This window comes from Escherichia sp. WS33 (assembly GCF_046486385.1).
Taxonomy (GTDB): Bacteria; Pseudomonadota; Gammaproteobacteria; order Enterobacterales; family Enterobacteriaceae; genus ECMA0423.
On the sequence record NZ_JBJQLJ010000045.1, the window covers coordinates 1 to 19,258 of the forward strand.

Genomic DNA, 19,258 nt, shown 5'->3' on the forward strand with positions numbered 1-19,258 from the left:
TATCACTGAGTATCAGTGTGTTATCGCGCAGCTGTAAGCGGATATCCGCAGGCATTTTCCAGCCGGGGCCGAGGCTCCCCACCGGCGCGGGCGTTTTTGTCCGGTAACTGCTGTAGGTGCGGGAGAGAATGAACGGCAGCGGGCCGGGCAGGGCGATGTCGGTTTCACCGGGAAGGACCTTTGCACCCAGCAGCGGATTGACCGGATGGCCGGACGTCACCCCGCCGGGGCACACCGAACAGGCCACGCCGGTGGGGGCACCGATGCGCACCCCGGCTGAACCCTGGACAATGCTACCGCCATACTGCGTCATGTCGCCCTGACGCGCTGCCGGTTTTCCGCTCATCGTAAAATCCTTTTGAAATAAATAAGAACCAGAAGCCTAGCGCCAGTCAACAACAGGAAATGATAATGAGTTAACACCCCGGAATTTTTCAGAATTTATAAAAGGCAAATTACAGGCACAAAAAAAGCGCCGTGCGGCGCTTTTTTCGGAAATCCGGTCTTATTTGCTGCCCGGGATGTTGAAACGCTTGTTGAAGCGGTCAACACGGCCACCGGTAGCAACATCACGCTGTTTGCCAGTGAAGAACGGGTGGCACTTGCTGCACACGTCGAGGTTCAGGTCATGACCAACGGTGGAGCGGATTTTCATTACGTTACCGCAAGAGCAGCTAGCAGTAATTTCTTCGTATTTCGGGTGAATATCTTTTTTCATGGGAAAACCTCGGTTTAAGGCCGCGTCGCTCTTCCAGCCCTAACGCCAGACACCACGCGATGTTAAAAGTATAGCTTCAATACGATCATTTCGTACGAAGGCGCGAAATCATACAGAAATTAACCAGCGTATGCAAACTGATCCGCACTCTTCTACGGCAATGTGTATACTAACCCACCGAATTTCAAGTCAGGATGATGCTATGCCCGTTGCCCACGTTGCCTTGCCCGTTCCGCTTCCTCGTACCTTTGACTATCTGCTGCCAGAAGGCATGACGGTTAAAGCCGGGTGTCGCGTGCGCGTGCCGTTTGGCAAACAGCAGGAGCGCATCGGGGTTGTGGTGTCAGTTAGCGATGTCAGTGAGCTGCCGCTTAACGAGCTGAAAGCGGTAGTTGAAGTGCTGGACGTTGAGCCGGTATTTACTCACTCCGTCTGGCGGTTACTGCTCTGGGCGGCAGATTACTATCATCATCCGATTGGCGATGTGCTGTTTCATGCCTTGCCGATTTTACTGCGCCAGGGGCGGCCTGCGGCGAACGCGCCGATGTGGTACTGGTTTGCCACTGAACAAGGTCAGGCGGTGGATCTTAACAGCCTGAAACGTTCGCCAAAGCAACAACAGGCGCTGGCGGCGTTACGGCAAGGCAAAATCTGGCGCGACCAGGTCGCGGAACTTGAATTTAATGATGCCGCGTTGCAGGCGCTGCGCAAAAAAGGTCTGTGTGATTTAGCAAGTGAAACACCAGAGTTTAGCGACTGGCGAACGAACTATGCCGTTTCTGGTGAGCGGTTGCGATTGAATACCGAACAAGCCACCGCCGTTGGCGCAATTCATAGCGCGGCAGATACTTTTTCTGCCTGGCTGCTGGCGGGCGTTACCGGTTCCGGTAAAACGGAGGTTTATCTCAGTGTACTGGAAAACGTGCTCGCTCAGGGCAAACAGGCGCTGGTGATGGTGCCGGAAATCGGCCTGACACCGCAAACTATCGCCCGTTTTCGTGAACGTTTTAATGCCCCCGTGGAAGTTCTGCATTCCGGCCTGAACGACAGCGAGCGGCTTTCGGCGTGGTTGAAAGCGAAAAATGGCGAGGCGGCGATTGTGATCGGCACCCGCTCCGCGCTGTTTACGCCGTTTAAAAATCTCGGCGTGATTGTCATTGATGAAGAGCACGACAGCTCCTACAAGCAGCAGGAAGGCTGGCGCTATCATGCCCGCGACCTGGCGGTGTATCGTGCGCATAGCGAGCAAATCCCGATTATTCTTGGCTCCGCAACGCCCGCGCTGGAAACGTTATGCAACGTCCAGCAGAAAAAATACCGCCTGCTGCGCCTGACCCGTCGGGCAGGGAATGCGCGTCCGGCAATTCAACATGTGCTGGATTTAAAAGGTCAGAAGGTGCAGGCAGGTCTGGCTCCGGCGTTAATCACCCGTATGCGCCAGCATTTACAGGCCAACAATCAGGTTATCCTCTTTCTTAATCGTCGGGGTTTTGCGCCTGCGCTGCTGTGCCACGACTGCGGCTGGATAGCCGAATGCCCACGTTGCGATCACTACTACACGCTGCATCAGGCGCAACAGCATTTGCGCTGTCACCACTGTGACAGTCAGCGTCCGGTGCCGCGCCAGTGCCCTTCCTGCGGTTCCACGCACCTGGTCCCCGTGGGGCTGGGCACCGAACAGCTTGAACAGACGCTTGCGCCGATGTTCCCCGGCGTGCCCATTTCACGTATCGACCGCGATACCACCAGCCGCAAAGGGGCGCTGGAACAGCAACTGGCGGAAGTGCATCGCGGCGGCGCGAGGATCTTGATTGGCACGCAAATGCTGGCGAAAGGTCACCACTTTCCGGATGTGACGCTGGTGGCGTTACTGGATGTGGACGGCGCGCTGTTTTCTGCCGATTTTCGCTCGGCAGAACGTTTCGCCCAGCTTTACACCCAGGTCGCCGGTCGTGCCGGGCGTGCGGGTAAACAGGGCGAAGTGGTGCTGCAAACGCACCATCCGGAACATCCTCTGTTGCAAACGTTGCTCTATAAAGGCTACGACGCCTTTGCCGAACAGGCGCTAGCTGAGCGACGCATGATGCAGCTGCCGCCGTGGACCAGCCATGTGATTGTGCGTGCGGAAGATCATAACAATCAGCATGCGCCGCTGTTCCTGCAACAACTGCGTAATCTGATCCTTTCCAGCCCGCTGGCAGACGACAAACTGTGGGTTCTCGGCCCGGTTCCGGCTCTGGCACCTAAGCGTGGTGGCCGCTGGCGCTGGCAGATCTTGTTGCAGCACCCTTCCCGCGTGCGCTTGCAACACATCATTAGTGGTACGCTGGCGCTTATTAATACAATACCGGATTCCCGCAAGGTGAAATGGGTGTTGGATGTCGATCCCATCGAAGGCTAATGCGCAAACGTTGCGAGGCGGATCGAAAAATTCAATATTCATCACACTTTTCATGAAAATTCTGTAACCGTTTTCACGCGCTATCTGCTAAAAATGTTGCCGATGTGAAGTAAACATGGATGTAGTACGCCTGACGTGCCAGGCGAGGAGTGAGTGTGAAAGCGAAGAAGCAGGAAACTGCCGCGACCATGAAAGACGTTGCCCTCAAGGCAAAAGTCTCTACAGCGACTGTCTCCCGAGCATTAATGAATCCCGATAAAGTCTCCCAGGCCACCCGTAATCGGGTTGAAAAAGCGGCCCGGGAAGTGGGTTATTTACCGCAACCTATGGGGCGCAACGTCAAGCGTAATGAATCCCGCACCATTCTGGTGATTGTCCCGGATATCTGCGATCCCTTCTTTAGCGAAATTATTCGCGGTATCGAAGTTACGGCGGCAAATCACGGATATCTGGTGCTGATTGGCGACTGTGCGCATCAAAATCAGCAGGAAAAAACCTTTATCGATTTGATCATCACCAAGCAAATTGATGGCATGTTGCTGCTGGGCTCAAGGCTGCCGTTTGATGCCAGCATTGAGGAACAGCGTAATCTGCCGCCGATGGTGATGGCGAACGAATTTGCACCGGAACTGGAGCTGCCTACCGTTCATATCGACAATCTGACCGCCGCATTTGATGCAGTAAATTATTTATATGAGCAAGGGCATAAACGGATTGGCTGTATAGCCGGTCCCGAAGAGATGCCACTGTGTCACTATCGCCTGCAAGGCTATGTTCAGGCGCTGCGTCGCTGCGGCATTATGGTTGATCCGCAATACATCGCCCGTGGCGACTTCACCTTCGAAGCCGGAAGCAAAGCGATGCAGCAGCTGCTTGATCTTCCACAACCGCCTACTGCTGTCTTCTGCCATAGCGATGTGATGGCGCTCGGCGCACTTTCTCAGGCAAAACGCCAGGGGCTGAAAGTCCCGGAAGACCTTTCCATAATCGGTTTTGATAACATCGACCTGACGCAATTTTGTGATCCGCCGCTGACAACCATCGCGCAGCCGCGTTACGAAATCGGTCGGGAAGCTATGCTGTTATTGCTTGATCAAATGCAGGGGCAACACGTTGGCAGTGGCTCTCGTTTAATGGACTGCGAACTTATCATCCGGGGATCAACACGCGCGTTACCTTAAAGTAAACCTTTAAGACTGCCGTGACTGGTCAAAGGCCCGCCGCTTAAGTAACATGGCGGGCTGACGAACGAATAAATACAGCGAAACGATAGTGGCACAACGAGATTATGTACGCCGCAGCCAACCGGCACCTTCGCGGCGAAAAAAGAGCACCTCACGGAAAAAGCAACGAAATCTGCCTGCGGTTTCTCCCGCTATGGTCGCTATTGCTGCCGCCGTTCTTGTGACCTTTATCGGTGGTCTGTACTTCATTACGCATCACAAGAAAGAAGAGTCCGAGACGCTGCAAAGCCAGAAAGTGACCGGTAACGGACTACCACCAAAACCAGAAGAACGCTGGCGCTACATTAAAGAGCTGGAAAGTCGCCAGCCGGGTGTGCGTGCGCCCACAGAACCTTCTGCCGGTGGTGAAGTGAAAACGCCGGAGCAACTGACACCAGAACAACGTCAGCTTCTTGAACAAATGCAGGCTGATATGCGCCAGCAGCCAACGCAGCTGGTTGAAGTTCCGTGGAATGAACAGACGCCGGAACAGCGTCAGCAAACGCTACAACGCCAGCGTCAGGCGCAGCAATTAGCGGAGCAGCAACGCCTGGCTCAGCAGTCGCGTACGACTGAACAAAGCTGGCAGCAGCAGACGCGTACGTCGCAAGCCGCGCCGGTACAGGCGCAACCGCGCCAGTCTAAACCGGCTTCTACTCAGCAGCCGTACCAGGATCTGCTGCAAACCCCTGCGCACACGACCGCGCAGTCGAAGCCGCAGCAAGCTGCGCCGGTTGCTCGTGCCGCTGACGCGCCAAAACCGACGGCGGAGAAAAAAGACGAACGCCGCTGGATGGTGCAGTGCGGTTCGTTCAGAGGCGCGGAACAGGCAGAGACGGTACGTGCTCAGCTGGCGTTCGAAGGATTTGACTCGAAAATCACCACCAACAATGGCTGGAATCGTGTGGTCATTGGCCCGGTGAAAGGCAAAGAGAACGCAGACAGCACCCTCAATCGGTTGAAGATGGCGGGTCATACAAACTGCATTCGGCTCGCCGCCGGGGGTTGAAACCCTCAAAATCCCCCCCATCTATAATTGCATTATGCCCCGTACTTTTGTACGGGGTTTGTACTCTGTATTCGTAACCAAGGGGTCAGCTCGTGACAACTATAGTAAGCGTACGCCGTAACGGCCATGTGGTCATCGCTGGTGATGGTCAGGCCACGTTGGGCAATACCGTAATGAAAGGCAACGTGAAAAAGGTCCGCCGTCTGTACAACGACAAAGTCATCGCGGGCTTTGCGGGCGGTACTGCGGATGCTTTTACGCTGTTCGAACTGTTTGAACGTAAACTGGAAATGCATCAGGGCCATCTGGTCAAAGCCGCCGTTGAGCTGGCGAAAGACTGGCGTACCGATCGCATGCTGCGCAAACTTGAAGCACTGCTGGCAGTCGCGGATGAAACTGCATCGCTTATCATCACCGGTAACGGTGACGTGGTGCAGCCAGAAAACGATCTTATTGCTATCGGCTCCGGCGGCCCTTACGCCCAGGCTGCGGCGCGTGCACTGTTAGAAAATACTGAACTGAGTGCTCGTGAAATTGCTGAAAAGGCGTTGGATATTGCAGGCGACATTTGCATCTATACCAACCATTTCCACACCATCGAAGAATTAAGCTACAAAGCGTAAGGATCTCCCATGTCTGAAATGACCCCACGCGAAATCGTCAGCGAACTGGATAAGCACATCATCGGCCAGGACAACGCCAAGCGTTCTGTGGCGATTGCTCTGCGTAACCGCTGGCGTCGCATGCAGCTCAACGAAGAGCTGCGCCATGAAGTGACCCCGAAAAATATCCTGATGATCGGCCCGACCGGTGTCGGTAAAACTGAAATCGCCCGTCGTCTGGCTAAGCTGGCGAATGCGCCGTTCATCAAAGTTGAAGCGACCAAATTCACCGAAGTAGGCTACGTCGGTAAGGAAGTGGATTCTATTATTCGCGATCTGACCGATGCCGCCGTGAAAATGGTACGCGTCCAGGCTATCGAGAAAAACCGTTATCGCGCTGAAGAACTGGCAGAAGAACGTATTCTCGACGTGCTGATCCCACCTGCTAAAAACAACTGGGGACAGACCGAACAGCAGCAGGAACCGTCCGCTGCTCGTCAGGCATTCCGCAAAAAACTGCGTGAAGGCCAGCTTGATGACAAAGAAATCGAGATCGATCTTGCCGCAGCACCGATGGGCGTTGAAATTATGGCTCCTCCAGGCATGGAAGAGATGACCAGCCAGCTGCAGTCCATGTTCCAGAACCTGGGCGGCCAGAAGCAAAAAGCGCGTAAGCTGAAAATCAAAGACGCCATGAAGCTGCTGATTGAAGAAGAAGCGGCGAAACTGGTGAACCCGGAAGAGCTGAAGCAAGACGCTATCGACGCTGTTGAGCAGCACGGGATCGTGTTTATCGACGAAATCGACAAAATCTGTAAGCGCGGCGAGTCTTCCGGTCCGGATGTTTCTCGTGAAGGCGTTCAGCGTGACCTGCTGCCGCTGGTAGAAGGTTGCACCGTTTCCACCAAACACGGGATGGTCAAAACTGACCACATTCTGTTTATCGCTTCTGGCGCGTTCCAGATTGCGAAACCGTCTGACCTGATCCCGGAACTGCAAGGTCGTCTGCCAATCCGCGTTGAACTGCAGGCGCTGACCACCAGCGACTTCGAGCGTATTCTGACCGAGCCGAATGCCTCTATCACCGTGCAGTACAAAGCACTGATGGCGACTGAAGGCGTAAATATCGAGTTTACCGACTCCGGTATTAAGCGCATCGCGGAAGCGGCATGGCAGGTGAACGAATCTACCGAAAACATCGGTGCTCGTCGTTTACACACTGTTCTGGAGCGTTTAATGGAAGAGATTTCCTACGACGCCAGCGATTTAAGCGGTCAAACTATCATCATTGACGCAGATTATGTGAGCAAACATCTGGATGCGTTGGTGGCAGATGAAGATCTGAGCCGTTTTATCCTATAATCGCGTTCAATCATTTTCATCATTGTTTGATGGGGCTGAAAGGCCCCATTTTTATTGGCGCGTATTATGACTGAACAACAAATTAGCCGAACTCAGGCGTGGCTGGAAAGTTTACGACCTAAAACCCTCCCCCTCGCCTTTGCTGCAATTATCGTCGGGACAGCGCTGGCATGGTGGCAAGGTCACTTCGATCCGCTGGTCGCCCTGCTGGCACTGATTACCGCCGGGCTATTACAGATCCTTTCTAACCTCGCCAATGATTACGGCGATGCGGTAAAAGGCAGCGATAAACCTGACCGCATTGGGCCGCTACGCGGCATGCAAAAAGGGGTCATTACCCAGCAAGAGATGAAACGGGCGCTCATTATTACCGTCGTGCTCATCTGTCTCTCCGGGCTGGCACTGGTTGCAGTGGCATGCCATACGCTGGCCGATTTTGTCGGTTTCCTGATTCTTGGCGGGTTGTCGATCATTGCCGCTATCACCTACACCGTGGGCAATCGTCCTTATGGTTATATCGGTCTGGGTGATATTTCCGTACTGGTTTTCTTTGGCTGGTTGAGTGTCATGGGGAGCTGGTATTTACAGGCTCATACATTGATTCCGGCACTGATCCTTCCGGCGACCGCATGCGGCCTGCTGGCAACGGCAGTACTGAATATTAATAACCTGCGTGATATCAATAGCGACCGCGAAAATGGCAAAAACACGCTGGTGGTGCGCTTAGGTGAAGTGAACGCGCGTCGTTATCATGCCTGCCTGCTGATGGGCTCACTGGTGTGTCTGGCGCTGTTTAATCTCTTTTCGCTGCATAGCCTGTGGGGCTGGCTGTTCCTGCTGGCGGCACCATTACTGGTGAAGCAAGCCCGTTATGTGATGCGGGAAATGGACCCGGTGGCGATGCGACCAATGCTGGAACGTACTGTCAAGGGAGCGTTATTGACTAACCTGCTGTTTATTTTAGGGATATTCCTAAGCCAGTGGGCAGCATAACTGACAAATATCAATTAACAATTGATGATTTTGCCAACAGCCCACATAGCGCGATATACTGAAAATTCTCGCAGCAACTGAATGTTAAGCCTATGAAATACGATACTTCCGAGCTTTGTGACATCTATCAAGAAGATGTTAACGTCGTGGAACCGCTGTTCTCCAACTTTGGCGGACGGGCGTCGTTTGGCGGACAAATAATCACGGTAAAATGTTTCGAGGACAACGGGTTGCTGTACGATCTGCTCGAACAGAATGGCCGTGGTCGTGTTCTTGTCGTCGATGGCGGTGGTTCTGTTCGTCGCGCACTGGTCGATGCTGAACTGGCGCGTCTGGCAGTACAAAATGAATGGGAAGGTCTGGTCATTTACGGCGCGGTGCGTCAGGTAGATGACCTGGAAGAGTTGGATATCGGCATCCAGGCGATGGCGGCAATTCCGGTTGGTGCCGCTGGCGAAGGCATTGGCGAAAGCGATGTCCGCGTCAATTTTGGCGGTGTCACCTTCTTCTCCGGCGACCATCTTTATGCCGACAATACCGGGATTATTCTTTCAGAAGATCCGCTGGATATTGAATGATAGAAAAGGCACCGCAAGGTGCCTTTTTTCTGCGTTACCTGTTGGCCTACACAGTAAAGAAATTACGCGAAAGATGAAGCGTAATCAGACCTCTTCCATGCGACCCAGCAGGGCCTGCAGACGTTCCTGCCAGCCGTTCTGCTGTTCTTTCAGATGGTTGTTCTCACGCTCCAGCTCTTCGCGCTGATGCTGGGCATTTTGAACTTCCTGCGACAGTGAGTTGTTTTTTTCTTTCAGCTCTTCGATTTCCATCTGCAACAGAGTGATGGTATCAATCGCCTGCTGTACTTTTGCTTCCAGTTTCTCAAACACTTCTAATGACATTGTCATACCTCTCCTGAATTGCAAGGCGTTGATGGATAAAAAATCCTCGTCCCGATTACCGGTGACGCCTTAATAAATACGAGCGCACTTTAGTTAGCTCCGATTGTATGAAGCCGCGCCATCGCTGTCCAGCGGCACGCCTTGCAGATTACGGTTTGCCACACTTTTCATCCTTCTCCTGGTGACATAATCCACATCAATCGAAAATGTTAATAAATTTGTTGCGCGAATGATCTAACAAACATGCATCATGTACAATCAGATGGAATAAATGGCGCGATAACGCTCATTTTATGACGAAGCACACACATTTTAAGTTCGATATTTCTCGTTTTTGCTCGTTAACGATAAGTTTACAGCATGCCTACAAGCATCGTGGAGGTCCGTGACTTTCACGCATACAACAAACATTAACTCTTCAGGATCCGATTATGAGTCAAACATCAACCTTGAAAGGCCAGTGCATTGCTGAATTCCTCGGTACCGGGTTGTTGATTTTCTTCGGTGTGGGTTGCGTTGCAGCACTAAAAGTCGCTGGTGCGTCTTTTGGTCAGTGGGAAATCAGTGTCATTTGGGGACTGGGGGTGGCAATGGCCATCTACCTGACCGCAGGGGTTTCCGGCGCGCATCTTAATCCCGCTGTTACCATTGCATTGTGGCTGTTTGCCTGTTTCGACAAGCGCAAAGTTATTCCTTTTATCGTTTCACAAGTTGCCGGCGCTTTCTGTGCTGCGGCTTTAGTTTACGGGCTTTACTACAATTTATTTTTCGACTTCGAGCAGACTCATCACATTGTTCGCGGCAGCGTTGAAAGTGTTGATCTGGCTGGCACTTTCTCTACTTACCCTAATCCTCATATCAATTTTGTGCAGGCTTTCGCAGTTGAGATGGTGATTACCGCTATTCTGATGGGGCTGATCCTGGCGTTAACGGACGATGGCAACGGTGTACCACGCGGCCCTTTGGCTCCCTTGCTGATTGGTCTACTGATTGCGGTCATTGGCGCATCTATGGGCCCATTGACAGGTTTTGCCATGAACCCAGCGCGTGACTTCGGTCCGAAAGTCTTTGCCTGGCTGGCGGGCTGGGGCAATGTCGCCTTTACCGGCGGCAGAGACATTCCTTACTTCCTGGTGCCGCTTTTCGGCCCTATCGTTGGCGCGATTGTAGGTGCATTTGCCTACCGCAAACTGATTGGTCGCCATTTGCCTTGCGATATCTGTGTTGTGGAAGAAAAGGAAACCACAACTCCTTCAGAACAAAAAGCTTCGCTGTAATATGACTACGGGACAATTAAACATGACTGAAAAAAAATATATCGTTGCGCTCGACCAGGGCACCACCAGCTCCCGCGCGGTCGTAATGGATCACGATGCCAATATCATTAGCGTGTCGCAGCGCGAATTTGAGCAAATCTACCCAAAACCAGGTTGGGTAGAACACGACCCAATGGAAATCTGGGCCACCCAAAGCTCCACGCTGGTAGAAGTGCTGGCGAAAGCCGATATCAGTTCCGATCAAATTGCAGCTATCGGTATTACGAACCAGCGTGAAACCACTATTGTCTGGGAAAAAGAAACCGGCAAGCCTATCTATAACGCCATTGTCTGGCAGTGCCGTCGTACCGCAGAAATCTGCGAGCATTTAAAACGTGACGGTTTAGAAGATTATATCCGCAGCAATACCGGTCTGGTGATTGACCCGTACTTTTCTGGCACCAAAGTGAAGTGGATCCTCGACCATGTGGAAGGCTCTCGCGAGCGTGCACGTCGTGGTGAATTGCTGTTTGGTACGGTTGATACGTGGCTTATCTGGAAAATGACTCAGGGCCGTGTCCATGTGACCGATTACACCAACGCCTCTCGTACCATGTTGTTCAACATCCATACCCTGGACTGGGACGACAAAATGCTGGAAGTGCTGGATATTCCGCGCGAGATGCTGCCAGAAGTGCGTCGTTCTTCCGAAGTATACGGTCAGACTAACATTGGCGGCAAAGGCGGCACGCGTATTCCAATCTCCGGGATCGCCGGTGACCAGCAGGCCGCGCTGTTTGGTCAGTTGTGCGTGAAAGAAGGGATGGCGAAGAACACCTATGGCACTGGCTGCTTTATGCTGATGAACACTGGCGAGAAAGCGGTGAAATCAGAAAACGGCCTGCTGACCACCATCGCCTGCGGCCCGACTGGCGAAGTGAACTATGCGTTGGAAGGTGCGGTGTTTATGGCAGGCGCATCCATTCAGTGGCTGCGCGATGAGATGAAGTTGATTAACGACGCCTACGATTCCGAATATTTCGCCACCAAAGTGCAAAACACCAATGGTGTGTATGTGGTTCCGGCATTTACCGGGCTGGGTGCGCCGTACTGGGACCCGTATGCGCGCGGGGCGATTTTCGGTCTGACTCGTGGGGTGAACGCTAACCACATTATACGCGCGACGCTGGAGTCTATTGCTTATCAGACGCGTGACGTGCTGGAAGCGATGCAGGCCGACTCTGGTATCCGTCTGCACGCCCTGCGCGTGGATGGTGGCGCAGTAGCAAACAATTTCCTGATGCAGTTCCAGTCCGATATTCTCGGCACCCGCGTTGAGCGCCCGGAAGTTCGCGAAGTGACTGCATTGGGTGCGGCCTATCTTGCTGGTCTGGCGGTCGGTTTCTGGCAGAACCTCGACGAGCTGCAAGAGAAAGCGGTGATTGAACGCGAGTTCCGTCCAGGCATCGAAACCACTGAGCGTAATTACCGTTACGCAGGCTGGAAAAAAGCGGTCAAACGCGCGATGGCGTGGGAAGAACACGACGAGTAATGTAAATGCCGGATGAAGCGTTTATGCCGCATCCGGTAGTCCTGAAACCGTGCGGGGGCAACCCCGCACACATCAATAATCCCACCCTTCCCCTGTGCTACACTTCGCGCCATTCCTTACTGCTTAGAGTTTGCTATGAGACGAGAACTTGCCATCGAATTTTCCCGCGTCACCGAATCTGCGGCGCTGGCTGGCTACAAATGGTTAGGACGCGGCGATAAAAACACCGCGGACGGCGCGGCGGTAAACGCCATGCGTATTATGCTCAACCAGGTCAACATTGACGGCACCATCGTCATTGGTGAAGGTGAAATCGACGAAGCACCGATGCTCTACATTGGTGAAAAAGTCGGTACTGGTCGCGGCGACGCGGTAGATATTGCTGTTGATCCGATTGAAGGCACGCGCATGACGGCGATGGGCCAGGCTAACGCGCTGGCGGTGCTGGCAGTAGGCGATAAAGGCTGCTTCCTCAATGCGCCGGATATGTATATGGAGAAGCTGATTGTCGGGCCGGGAGCCAAAGGCACCATTGATCTGAACCTGCCGCTGGCGGATAACCTGCGCAATGTAGCGGCGGCGCTCGGCAAACCGTTGAGCGAACTGACGGTAACGATTCTGGCTAAACCACGCCACGATGCCGTTATCGCTGAAATGCAGCAACTCGGCGTACGCGTATTTGCTATTCCGGATGGCGACGTTGCGGCCTCAATTCTCACCTGTATGCCAGACAGCGAAGTTGACGTGCTGTACGGTATTGGTGGCGCGCCGGAAGGCGTAGTTTCTGCGGCGGTGATCCGCGCATTAGATGGCGACATGAACGGTCGTCTGCTGGCGCGTCATGACGTCAAAGGCGACAACGAAGAGAATCGTCGCATTGGCGAGCAGGAGCTGGCACGCTGCAAAGCGATGGGCATCGAAGCCGGTAAAGTATTGCGCCTGGGCGATATGGCGCGCAGCGATAACGTCATCTTCTCTGCCACCGGTATTACCAAAGGCGATCTGCTGGAAGGCATTAGCCGCAAAGGCAATATCGCGACTACCGAAACGCTGCTGATCCGCGGCAAGTCACGCACCATTCGCCGCATTCAGTCCATCCACTATCTGGATCGCAAAGACCCGGAAATGCAGGTGCACATCCTCTGATTGATTTGATCGATTGAGCCTTCCAGTCCTTCGGGACTGGAATTTTTTTGTTCGGAGAACGAAGATAAGGCAAGTTAATCAAAACAGGAGAAAAACATGGCTGATTGGGTAACAGGCAAAGTCACTAAAGTGCAGAACTGGACCGACGCCCTGTTTAGTCTCACCGTTCACGCCCCCGTGCTTCCGTTTACCGCCGGGCAATTCACCAAGCTTGGCCTTGAAATCGACGGCGAACGCGTCCAGCGCGCCTACTCCTATGTTAACTCGCCCGATAATCCCGATCTGGAGTTTTACCTGGTCACCGTCCCCGATGGCAAATTAAGCCCACGATTGGCGGCACTGAAACCAGGCGATGAAGTGCAGGTGGTTAGCGAAGCAGCTGGCTTCTTTGTTCTGGATGAAGTACCGGACTGCGAAACGCTATGGATGCTGGCAACCGGTACAGCGATTGGCCCTTATTTATCGATTCTGCAACTAGGCAAAGATTTAGATCGCTTCAAAAATCTGGTCCTGGTTCACGCCGCACGTTATGCCGCCGACTTAAGCTATTTGCCACTGATGCAAGAACTGGAAAAACGCTACGAAGGGAAACTGCGCATTCAGACGGTGGTCAGTCGGGAAACGGCAGCGGGGTCGCTCACCGGGCGGATACCGGCGTTAATTGAAAGTGGGGAACTGGAAAGCGCGATTGGCCTGCCGATGAATAAAGAAACCAGCCATGTGATGCTGTGCGGCAATCCACAGATGGTGCGCGATACACAACAGTTGCTGAAAGAGACCCGGCAGATGACGAAACATTTACGTCGCCGACCGGGCCATATGACAGCGGAGCATTACTGGTAAGCGGTTACTTATCGATAAACGGCACGATGAGCAAATCCGCACTCATCTTATTGATCATCCCGCGATATGCCGGCATCAAACGGTTGATAAATGAGTGATGATGACCACAGACAAGGAGGTCGCACTGCTCTTTTTGCATAATTTCCAGCAGTGTTTCCGGCATTTCTCCGCGTTCAATACGCAGTTTTGTCTTCGGCCATTGAATATTTTTCGTCAGTTTATACAGCTTGTTATCCGACTTATTCTTCAACAATTGAAGAATATCTTCTGTTGCAGGGAAGTAGATACCCGGATACAACTCGCTTAAGCCATCATCAATATGAATTAACGTCAGGTGAGCGTCATTATGTCTGGCGAGCTCCAGAGCTTTATTCACCAGTAAGGCATCTTCTTCATTCCCGGAAATTGCCACGCCAATGTGTTTATAAGCCATGTTTAACTCCTTCTAAAGCAACTCCATCAAGCTAACGAACGCAGTGATAACTCAAAAATAATCATCTCGGCCTGGCATGAGAAAGTGAAGGCCGCATCAAGCTCAACTTGCCCCTCCAGATCCTTAATCTTGTAGGCCACGCTGGCCCCTTCATCTGCAGAGGATGCAGCGGCGGCAAGCTCTTTCAGTTTGGTCATAAAAGACTCTGCTTCTTCGCGGGTGGCAAAAAAGCGCGAAAACTTACTGGTACAGTTGTCGTTATCAATCACCGTACCGATATCAATCGCACATCCTTTAGTACTGCATTTATCTACGACATCTTTCATAGGGCACCTCTGTATATTCGCCTCTCTGTCGATTACGACTTAAGAATAATGCGCCGTTAAGGGAAGAACAAACAAGTAATGATCTTATGGATTACCATTTTTTTTGATATTGCTTAAGGTGAAGAGTTCAGAAGGATTTTCCGGGCATTGTCATTTGCATCGTGGAAATAACAATCCCGGAAAAAAATAGCAGTAAGAGATATATTAAAGGTTAATTACTTGATTTATTGTCGGCTTTATACTTCACATCCTGGGTATCTTTACCATATTTATTTTCGCCTTGTGTGCCAATGAACGCTCCAAGATCGATAAGCATCATCACCAGAATCAACGTCGGGACAAAACGCCCCACCGCCCATTGCCAGACACCCGGTAAAATCGCCCAGTTACCCGCCAGCAGCATCCACGCCACAATCATCAGAAATGCCCATGCGCCGGAACGCCCGCGATCATGCAAGCGCTTAACGGTTACTGCCGCTGTTGGCCAAAGCAAGCACACCAGGCAAAACGCCGCGGTCTGAATATCGAGTAAATTTTTACCCGCCAGTGAGAAAAGCACCAGCATGCCTGCTAACCACAGGCCTATCCAAATCCAGAAATCACGGCGTCCAATACGCCCTTTAAATGAGAATAACCATTGCTGTATGGTCATGTAAGTTCCTTGATGGTTGTCTTTTCCAGGATTCTACCCTTTTGACAAGGGCGACAGATATCGTTTTAATCGGAGCCAGTCATAACAAAAGGTACTGTCAATGAAGCCAGGGTGTACGCTGTTTTTTCTCTTATGTTCTGCATTAACCGTTACAACAACGGCGCATGCACAAACACCAGATACGGTAACGACCGCGCCTTATCTGCTGGCTGGAGCCCCTACTTTCGATCTCTCCATCAGCCAGTTTCGAGAAGACTTTAACAGCCAGAATCCCAGCCTGCCACTGAACGAATTTCGTGCCATCGACAGCAGTCCCGACAAAGCCAATCTCACTCGTGCTGCAAGTAAAATTAACGAGAACTTGTATGCTTCTACAGCGCTGGAGCGCGGTACCTTAAAAATCAAAAGCATTCAAATGACCTGGCTACCCATCCAGGGGCCAGAGCAAAAAGCAGCGAAAGCGAAAGCTCAGGAATACATGGCAGCAGTGATCCGCACACTCACCCCATTAATGACCAAAACACAAAGCCAGAAAAAACTGCAGTCGCTACTAACGGCGGGGAAAAACAAACGTTATTACACCGAGACAGAAGGTGCACTGCGTTATGTTGTCGCGGACAACGGCGAAAAGGGGCTGACCTTCGCTGTTGAACCGATTAAGCTGGCGCTATCTGAATCGCTTGAAGGTTTGAATAAATGACAAAAAGCAAAGCCTTTGTGCCGATGAATCTCTATACTGTTTCACAGACCTGCTGCCCTGCGGGGCGGCCATCTTCCTTTATTCGCTTATAAGCGTGGAGAATTAAAATGCGACATCCTTTAGTGATGGGTAACTGGAAACTGAACGGCAGCCGCCACATGGTTCACGAGCTGGTTTCTAACCTGCGTAAAGAGCTGGCAGGTGTTGCTGGCTGTGCGGTTGCAATCGCACCACCGGAAATGTACATCGATATGGCGAAGCGCGAAGCTGAAGGCAGCCACATCATGCTGGGTGCGCAAAACGTGGACCTGAACCTGTCCGGCGCATTCACCGGTGAAACTTCTGCCGCTATGCTGAAAGACATCGGCGCTCAGTACATCATCATCGGCCACTCTGAACGTCGTACTTACCACAAAGAGTCTGACGAACTGATCGCGAAAAAATTCGCGGTGCTGAAAGAGCAGGGCCTGACTCCGGTTCTGTGCATCGGTGAAACCGAAGCTGAAAACGAAGCGGGCAAAACTGAAGAAGTTTGCGCACGTCAGATCGACGCGGTACTGAAAACTCAGGGTGCTGCGGCATTCGAAGGTGCGGTTATCGCTTACGAACCTGTATGGGCAATCGGTACTGGCAAATCTGCAACTCCGGCTCAGGCACAGGCTGTTCACAAATTCATCCGTGACCACATCGCTAAAGTTGACGCTAACATCGCTGAACAAGTGATCATTCAGTACGGCGGCTCTGTAAACGCGTCTAACGCTGCAGAACTGTTTGCTCAGCCAGATATCGACGGCGCGCTGGTTGGCGGTGCTTCTCTGAAAGCTGACGCTTTCGCAGTGATCGTTAAAGCTGCAGAAGCGGCTAAACAGGCTTAAGTCTGACAGGTGCCGGATTTCATATCCGGCACTTACTTTCCTTAACTCTTCGCCTTAACGCAAAATCTCACACTGATGATCCTGAATTTCCTCGGCTGAAGCACGGTTAAGCGTCAGTAGATTTCGTTGTGTCGCCAGCAATACAAATGAGTTATCACTCTGCCGTACCATCGCCAGCCCGTAGCTTCCCATATGTTCCCGCGCCTCAGGTACTTCTTCTGCCAGCATCATAAATGGGCTGCGTTGTACCAGTTCGCTTTCCGTTACCCGACGCGCCAGGTATTCATGCCCGCGCAAACCACCTGGCAGTGGCAACCAGCGGCTGCTGATGTTCGCCAGATTGTTATCCAGCTGTTCGCGCACATCAGGACGAATACAAGAGATATGAATATGAAAATGGTTTTGCGTACGCCCGGTGCGGGAGTTGATCGCCAAAGAAACCGCGCGATCGGGAACCGGCTGGCCGTATTTTTTGCTCATAAAATCACGCGCCTGCCAGGCCAACCAAAAGAAGTTCGGCGTTGAAGGATCGGTCAACAAAGGACTTTCAGTACCGTTAATACGATACGTTGGCATCAACAGATATTGCAGTGGACCATTAAGATCTTTTAAAACCACGTATCCGGCATTGGGTTTGACTTCCGCACATGGCGAAGGATTTTGATTTTGCTGCTGATTGGGCAAACATTCCTCAAGGACAATCTTACGTAATGTATCCGACTCTTCACCGGTTAATTTCCAGTAACCAATACCGGCAGCCACAACGGCGATAACTATCATCACCAAAAAAAGAAGACCCGCTTTTTTCATCTTTTTTTCCCTGTACCTCAAAGAGATGCAAGGGTAACGCAAAATCGTGACAAATAAAAAACCCGGTCGCGAGAAACCACCGGGTTTGATAATTATCCTGGGGAAATCAGCGTTTGCTGATCTGATCGAACGTACCGCCGTTAGCAAAATGCTCTTTTTGCGCTTTCGTCCAGCCGCCGAACTCTTCATCAATGGTGAATAACTTCAGCTTTGGAAACGCATTTTCGTACTTTTTCGCTACTTCAGCGTCGCGCGGACGGTAGTAGTTTTTCGCGGCAATTTCCTGACCTTCTGGCGAGTAGAGATATTTCAGGTAGGCTTCCGCCACCTCTTTGGTGCCTTTTTTCTCGACCACTTTATCGACCACCGACACGGTTGGCTCTGCGAGGATAGACTCACTCGGCGTGACGATTTCGAATTTATCTTTCCCCAGTTCATTCGCTGCCAGCAGAGCTTCGTTTTCCCAGGCGATCAGTACATCGCCAATCCCGCGCTCGACAAAGGTGTTAGTGGAGCCGCGCGCGCCAGAATCCAGAACTTCGACGTTTTTATACAGTGCCCGAACAAAATCCTGTGCTTTTGCCTGATCGTTGTTGTTGTGATGCAGCGCGTAGCCCCAGGCAGCCAGGTAGTTCCAGCGTGCGCCACCAGAGCTTTTCGGATTAGGCGTGATCACCGAAACACCCGGTTTAATCAGATCGTTCCAGTCATGGATCTGCTTCGGATTGCCCTTACGCACCAGGAAAACAATGGTGGAAGTGTACGGTGCGGAGTTATCCGGCAGACGTTTGATCCACTCTTTATCAATCCGCCCGCGTTCCGCAATCGCGTCCACGTCATAGGCCAGAGCCAGCGTGACAACATCAGCTTCAATACCGTTGATTACCGACGTCGCTTGTTTACCTGAACCACCGTGTGACTGACGAATCACCACGTTATCACCAGTTTGCTGTTTCCAGTGGGCGCTGAATGCCTTGTTGTACTGTTCGTACAATTCGCGCGTTGGATCATATGAAACGTTAAGAAGCTGAATATCCTTTGCCATAACGCTGGTTGCCGCCAGCAAAAATGTTAACCCTACGCCCCACTTGTTCATCGCCCGACTCTCTTATGTTGTGTTGTGATGAGCAAAGCGTGCCAGAAGGTTAACCAAACATTAAAGAATAAAAAAAGATTGGCTATAACTTGCGGGTATATGTTGAGGGATTAAAAAGGCGGAAGAAATCCGCCTCATATTGCTGACAAAGTGCGCTTTATCGATGCCGGATGCGGCGCGAACGCCTTATCCGACCTACAAAAATTTGTAAATTCAATAAATTGCAGAATTCACGTAGATACTGTTATGGCCTGCAAGTTTTTTCCTGGTCCGGTTTCCCGGATTGCAGGCATGCCAGACACAGCGCCGTCAGGCGCTGTTTTTTTCATCCCTTCCGCGATTTTTACGCCGCTACCGGA

Annotated in this window: 21 protein-coding genes; 13 read left to right on the top strand and 8 right to left on the bottom strand. The window is 52.0% G+C overall.

The features are described 5' to 3' along the window. Positions 1–346 (bottom strand): DUF6531 domain-containing protein (locus tag ACJHXA_RS22420; protein WP_000015136.1); only part of this gene is annotated, 346 nt, incomplete at its 3' end. A gap of 159 nt (positions 347–505) precedes the next feature. Then, positions 506–718, bottom strand: coding sequence for a 50S ribosomal protein L31 (gene rpmE / locus ACJHXA_RS22425; RefSeq protein ID WP_000710769.1), 213 nt, complete (start codon positions 716–718; stop codon positions 506–508). A 202-nt stretch (positions 719–920) separates the two neighbouring features. Between rpmE and priA the strand changes: the two genes are divergently transcribed. The 7 genes from priA to rraA all read left to right on the top strand — a co-directional run bounded on the left by priA (position 921) and on the right by rraA (position 8,886). Beyond that, complete coding sequence (gene priA / locus ACJHXA_RS22430) at positions 921–3,119, top strand: primosomal protein N' (protein WP_001315935.1); 2,199 nt, start codon at positions 921–923, stop codon at positions 3,117–3,119. A gap of 155 nt (positions 3,120–3,274) precedes the next feature. Continuing rightward, positions 3,275–4,300: a DNA-binding transcriptional regulator CytR gene (cytR, locus tag ACJHXA_RS22435; RefSeq protein ID WP_000644904.1), complete on the top strand. Its 1,026-nt coding sequence runs from the start codon at positions 3,275–3,277 to the stop codon at positions 4,298–4,300. Positions 4,301–4,391: 91 nt separating this feature from the next. After that, on the top strand, positions 4,392–5,351 hold the full coding sequence (gene ftsN, locus ACJHXA_RS22440) for a cell division protein FtsN (protein WP_000068834.1): 960 nt from the start codon (positions 4,392–4,394) through the stop codon (positions 5,349–5,351). Positions 5,352–5,443: 92 nt separating this feature from the next. Continuing rightward, positions 5,444–5,974, top strand: coding sequence for an ATP-dependent protease subunit HslV (hslV, locus tag ACJHXA_RS22445; RefSeq protein WP_000208242.1), 531 nt, complete (start codon positions 5,444–5,446; stop codon positions 5,972–5,974). 9 nt (positions 5,975–5,983) lie between these two features. Further along, the gene (gene hslU / locus ACJHXA_RS22450; protein ID WP_001293343.1) at positions 5,984–7,315 is read left to right on the top strand and encodes an HslU--HslV peptidase ATPase subunit; all 1,332 of its coding nucleotides are present in this window, start codon (positions 5,984–5,986) and stop codon (positions 7,313–7,315) included. Positions 7,316–7,381: 66 nt separating this feature from the next. Continuing rightward, entirely contained in the window at positions 7,382–8,308 is a 927-nt protein-coding gene (gene menA, locus ACJHXA_RS22455; RefSeq protein ID WP_001307494.1) for a 1,4-dihydroxy-2-naphthoate polyprenyltransferase, read from the top strand. A gap of 92 nt (positions 8,309–8,400) precedes the next feature. Further along, positions 8,401–8,886 (top strand): ribonuclease E activity regulator RraA, encoded by a 486-nt coding sequence (gene rraA, locus ACJHXA_RS22460; RefSeq protein WP_000872908.1) that lies wholly within the window; start codon positions 8,401–8,403, stop codon positions 8,884–8,886. A gap of 84 nt (positions 8,887–8,970) precedes the next feature. On the opposite strand, the gene zapB is transcribed toward rraA, so the two are convergent. Next, positions 8,971–9,216 carry a septal ring assembly protein ZapB gene (zapB, locus tag ACJHXA_RS22465; protein WP_001296623.1) on the bottom strand — a complete coding sequence of 82 codons (246 nt, stop codon included), beginning with the start codon at positions 9,214–9,216 and terminating at the stop codon, positions 8,971–8,973. Between the two features lie 425 nt (positions 9,217–9,641). On the opposite strand from zapB, the gene glpF reads away from it, so the two are divergent. The 4 genes from glpF (at position 9,642) to fpr (ending at position 14,007) form a co-directional block, all read left to right on the top strand. Continuing rightward, positions 9,642–10,487, top strand: a complete 846-nt coding sequence (glpF, locus tag ACJHXA_RS22470) for a glycerol uptake facilitator protein GlpF (protein WP_000084268.1) — start codon at positions 9,642–9,644, stop codon at positions 10,485–10,487. A gap of 22 nt (positions 10,488–10,509) precedes the next feature. Next, entirely contained in the window at positions 10,510–12,018 is a 1,509-nt protein-coding gene (glpK, locus tag ACJHXA_RS22475) for a glycerol kinase GlpK (RefSeq protein ID WP_000136788.1), read from the top strand. Positions 12,019–12,153: 135 nt separating this feature from the next. Then, entirely contained in the window at positions 12,154–13,164 is a 1,011-nt protein-coding gene (gene glpX, locus ACJHXA_RS22480) for a class II fructose-bisphosphatase (protein ID WP_001250644.1), read from the top strand. A 96-nt stretch (positions 13,165–13,260) separates the two neighbouring features. Continuing rightward, complete coding sequence (gene fpr / locus ACJHXA_RS22485; protein WP_000796320.1) at positions 13,261–14,007, top strand: ferredoxin--NADP(+) reductase; 747 nt, start codon at positions 13,261–13,263, stop codon at positions 14,005–14,007. Between the two features lie 4 nt (positions 14,008–14,011). Here fpr and uspD read toward each other — a convergent pair whose 3' ends face one another. From uspD to ACJHXA_RS22500, 3 genes are all read right to left on the bottom strand, one after another. Beyond that, the gene (uspD, locus tag ACJHXA_RS22490; RefSeq protein WP_000323556.1) at positions 14,012–14,440 is read right to left on the bottom strand and encodes a universal stress protein UspD; all 429 of its coding nucleotides are present in this window, start codon (positions 14,438–14,440) and stop codon (positions 14,012–14,014) included. 26 nt (positions 14,441–14,466) lie between these two features. Next, entirely contained in the window at positions 14,467–14,766 is a 300-nt protein-coding gene (locus ACJHXA_RS22495; protein ID WP_000655986.1) for a DUF406 domain-containing protein, read from the bottom strand. A gap of 211 nt (positions 14,767–14,977) precedes the next feature. Then, positions 14,978–15,418 carry a DUF805 domain-containing protein gene (locus ACJHXA_RS22500; RefSeq protein WP_000155272.1) on the bottom strand — a complete coding sequence of 147 codons (441 nt, stop codon included), beginning with the start codon at positions 15,416–15,418 and terminating at the stop codon, positions 14,978–14,980. Positions 15,419–15,518: 100 nt separating this feature from the next. Here ACJHXA_RS22500 and ACJHXA_RS22505 point away from each other — a divergent pair, with 100 nt between their 5' ends. Together ACJHXA_RS22505 and tpiA are read left to right on the top strand one after the other, a co-directional pair. Beyond that, a complete protein-coding gene (locus ACJHXA_RS22505; RefSeq protein ID WP_000802232.1) occupies positions 15,519–16,118 on the top strand; it encodes a YiiQ family protein in 600 nt (199 codons plus the stop codon). A 107-nt stretch (positions 16,119–16,225) separates the two neighbouring features. Then, complete coding sequence (tpiA, locus tag ACJHXA_RS22510; protein ID WP_001216325.1) at positions 16,226–16,993, top strand: triose-phosphate isomerase; 768 nt, start codon at positions 16,226–16,228, stop codon at positions 16,991–16,993. Between the two features lie 54 nt (positions 16,994–17,047). Here the strand turns inward: tpiA and cdh are convergent, their stop codons facing one another. Both cdh and sbp read right to left on the bottom strand, forming a co-directional pair. Beyond that, the gene (cdh, locus tag ACJHXA_RS22515; protein ID WP_000708998.1) at positions 17,048–17,803 is read right to left on the bottom strand and encodes a CDP-diacylglycerol diphosphatase; all 756 of its coding nucleotides are present in this window, start codon (positions 17,801–17,803) and stop codon (positions 17,048–17,050) included. A 106-nt stretch (positions 17,804–17,909) separates the two neighbouring features. Continuing rightward, on the bottom strand, positions 17,910–18,899 hold the full coding sequence (gene sbp / locus ACJHXA_RS22520) for a sulfate/thiosulfate ABC transporter substrate-binding protein Sbp (RefSeq protein ID WP_001045689.1): 990 nt from the start codon (positions 18,897–18,899) through the stop codon (positions 17,910–17,912). Positions 18,900–19,258: the final 359 nt, after the last annotated feature.

What these genes read in the sequence shown, in the direction of transcription:
- rpmE (WP_000710769.1), bottom strand. Translation starts at nt 718, where the DNA reads ATGAAAAAAGATATTCACCCGAAATACGAAGAAATTACTGCTAGCTGC.
- priA (WP_001315935.1), top strand. Translation starts at nt 921, where the DNA reads ATGCCCGTTGCCCACGTTGCCTTGCCCGTTCCGCTTCCTCGTACCTTT.
- hslU (WP_001293343.1), top strand. Translation starts at nt 5,984, where the DNA reads ATGTCTGAAATGACCCCACGCGAAATCGTCAGCGAACTGGATAAGCAC.
- menA (WP_001307494.1), top strand. Translation starts at nt 7,382, where the DNA reads ATGACTGAACAACAAATTAGCCGAACTCAGGCGTGGCTGGAAAGTTTA.
- rraA (WP_000872908.1), top strand. Translation starts at nt 8,401, where the DNA reads ATGAAATACGATACTTCCGAGCTTTGTGACATCTATCAAGAAGATGTT.
- zapB (WP_001296623.1), bottom strand. Translation starts at nt 9,216, where the DNA reads ATGACAATGTCATTAGAAGTGTTTGAGAAACTGGAAGCAAAAGTACAG.
- glpF (WP_000084268.1), top strand. Translation starts at nt 9,642, where the DNA reads ATGAGTCAAACATCAACCTTGAAAGGCCAGTGCATTGCTGAATTCCTC.
- glpK (WP_000136788.1), top strand. Translation starts at nt 10,510, where the DNA reads ATGACTGAAAAAAAATATATCGTTGCGCTCGACCAGGGCACCACCAGC.
- glpX (WP_001250644.1), top strand. Translation starts at nt 12,154, where the DNA reads ATGAGACGAGAACTTGCCATCGAATTTTCCCGCGTCACCGAATCTGCG.
- fpr (WP_000796320.1), top strand. Translation starts at nt 13,261, where the DNA reads ATGGCTGATTGGGTAACAGGCAAAGTCACTAAAGTGCAGAACTGGACC.
- uspD (WP_000323556.1), bottom strand. Translation starts at nt 14,440, where the DNA reads ATGGCTTATAAACACATTGGCGTGGCAATTTCCGGGAATGAAGAAGAT.
- ACJHXA_RS22495 (WP_000655986.1), bottom strand. Translation starts at nt 14,766, where the DNA reads ATGAAAGATGTCGTAGATAAATGCAGTACTAAAGGATGTGCGATTGAT.
- ACJHXA_RS22500 (WP_000155272.1), bottom strand. Translation starts at nt 15,418, where the DNA reads ATGACCATACAGCAATGGTTATTCTCATTTAAAGGGCGTATTGGACGC.
- ACJHXA_RS22505 (WP_000802232.1), top strand. Translation starts at nt 15,519, where the DNA reads ATGAAGCCAGGGTGTACGCTGTTTTTTCTCTTATGTTCTGCATTAACC.
- tpiA (WP_001216325.1), top strand. Translation starts at nt 16,226, where the DNA reads ATGCGACATCCTTTAGTGATGGGTAACTGGAAACTGAACGGCAGCCGC.
- cdh (WP_000708998.1), bottom strand. Translation starts at nt 17,803, where the DNA reads ATGAAAAAAGCGGGTCTTCTTTTTTTGGTGATGATAGTTATCGCCGTT.
- sbp (WP_001045689.1), bottom strand. Translation starts at nt 18,899, where the DNA reads ATGAACAAGTGGGGCGTAGGGTTAACATTTTTGCTGGCGGCAACCAGC.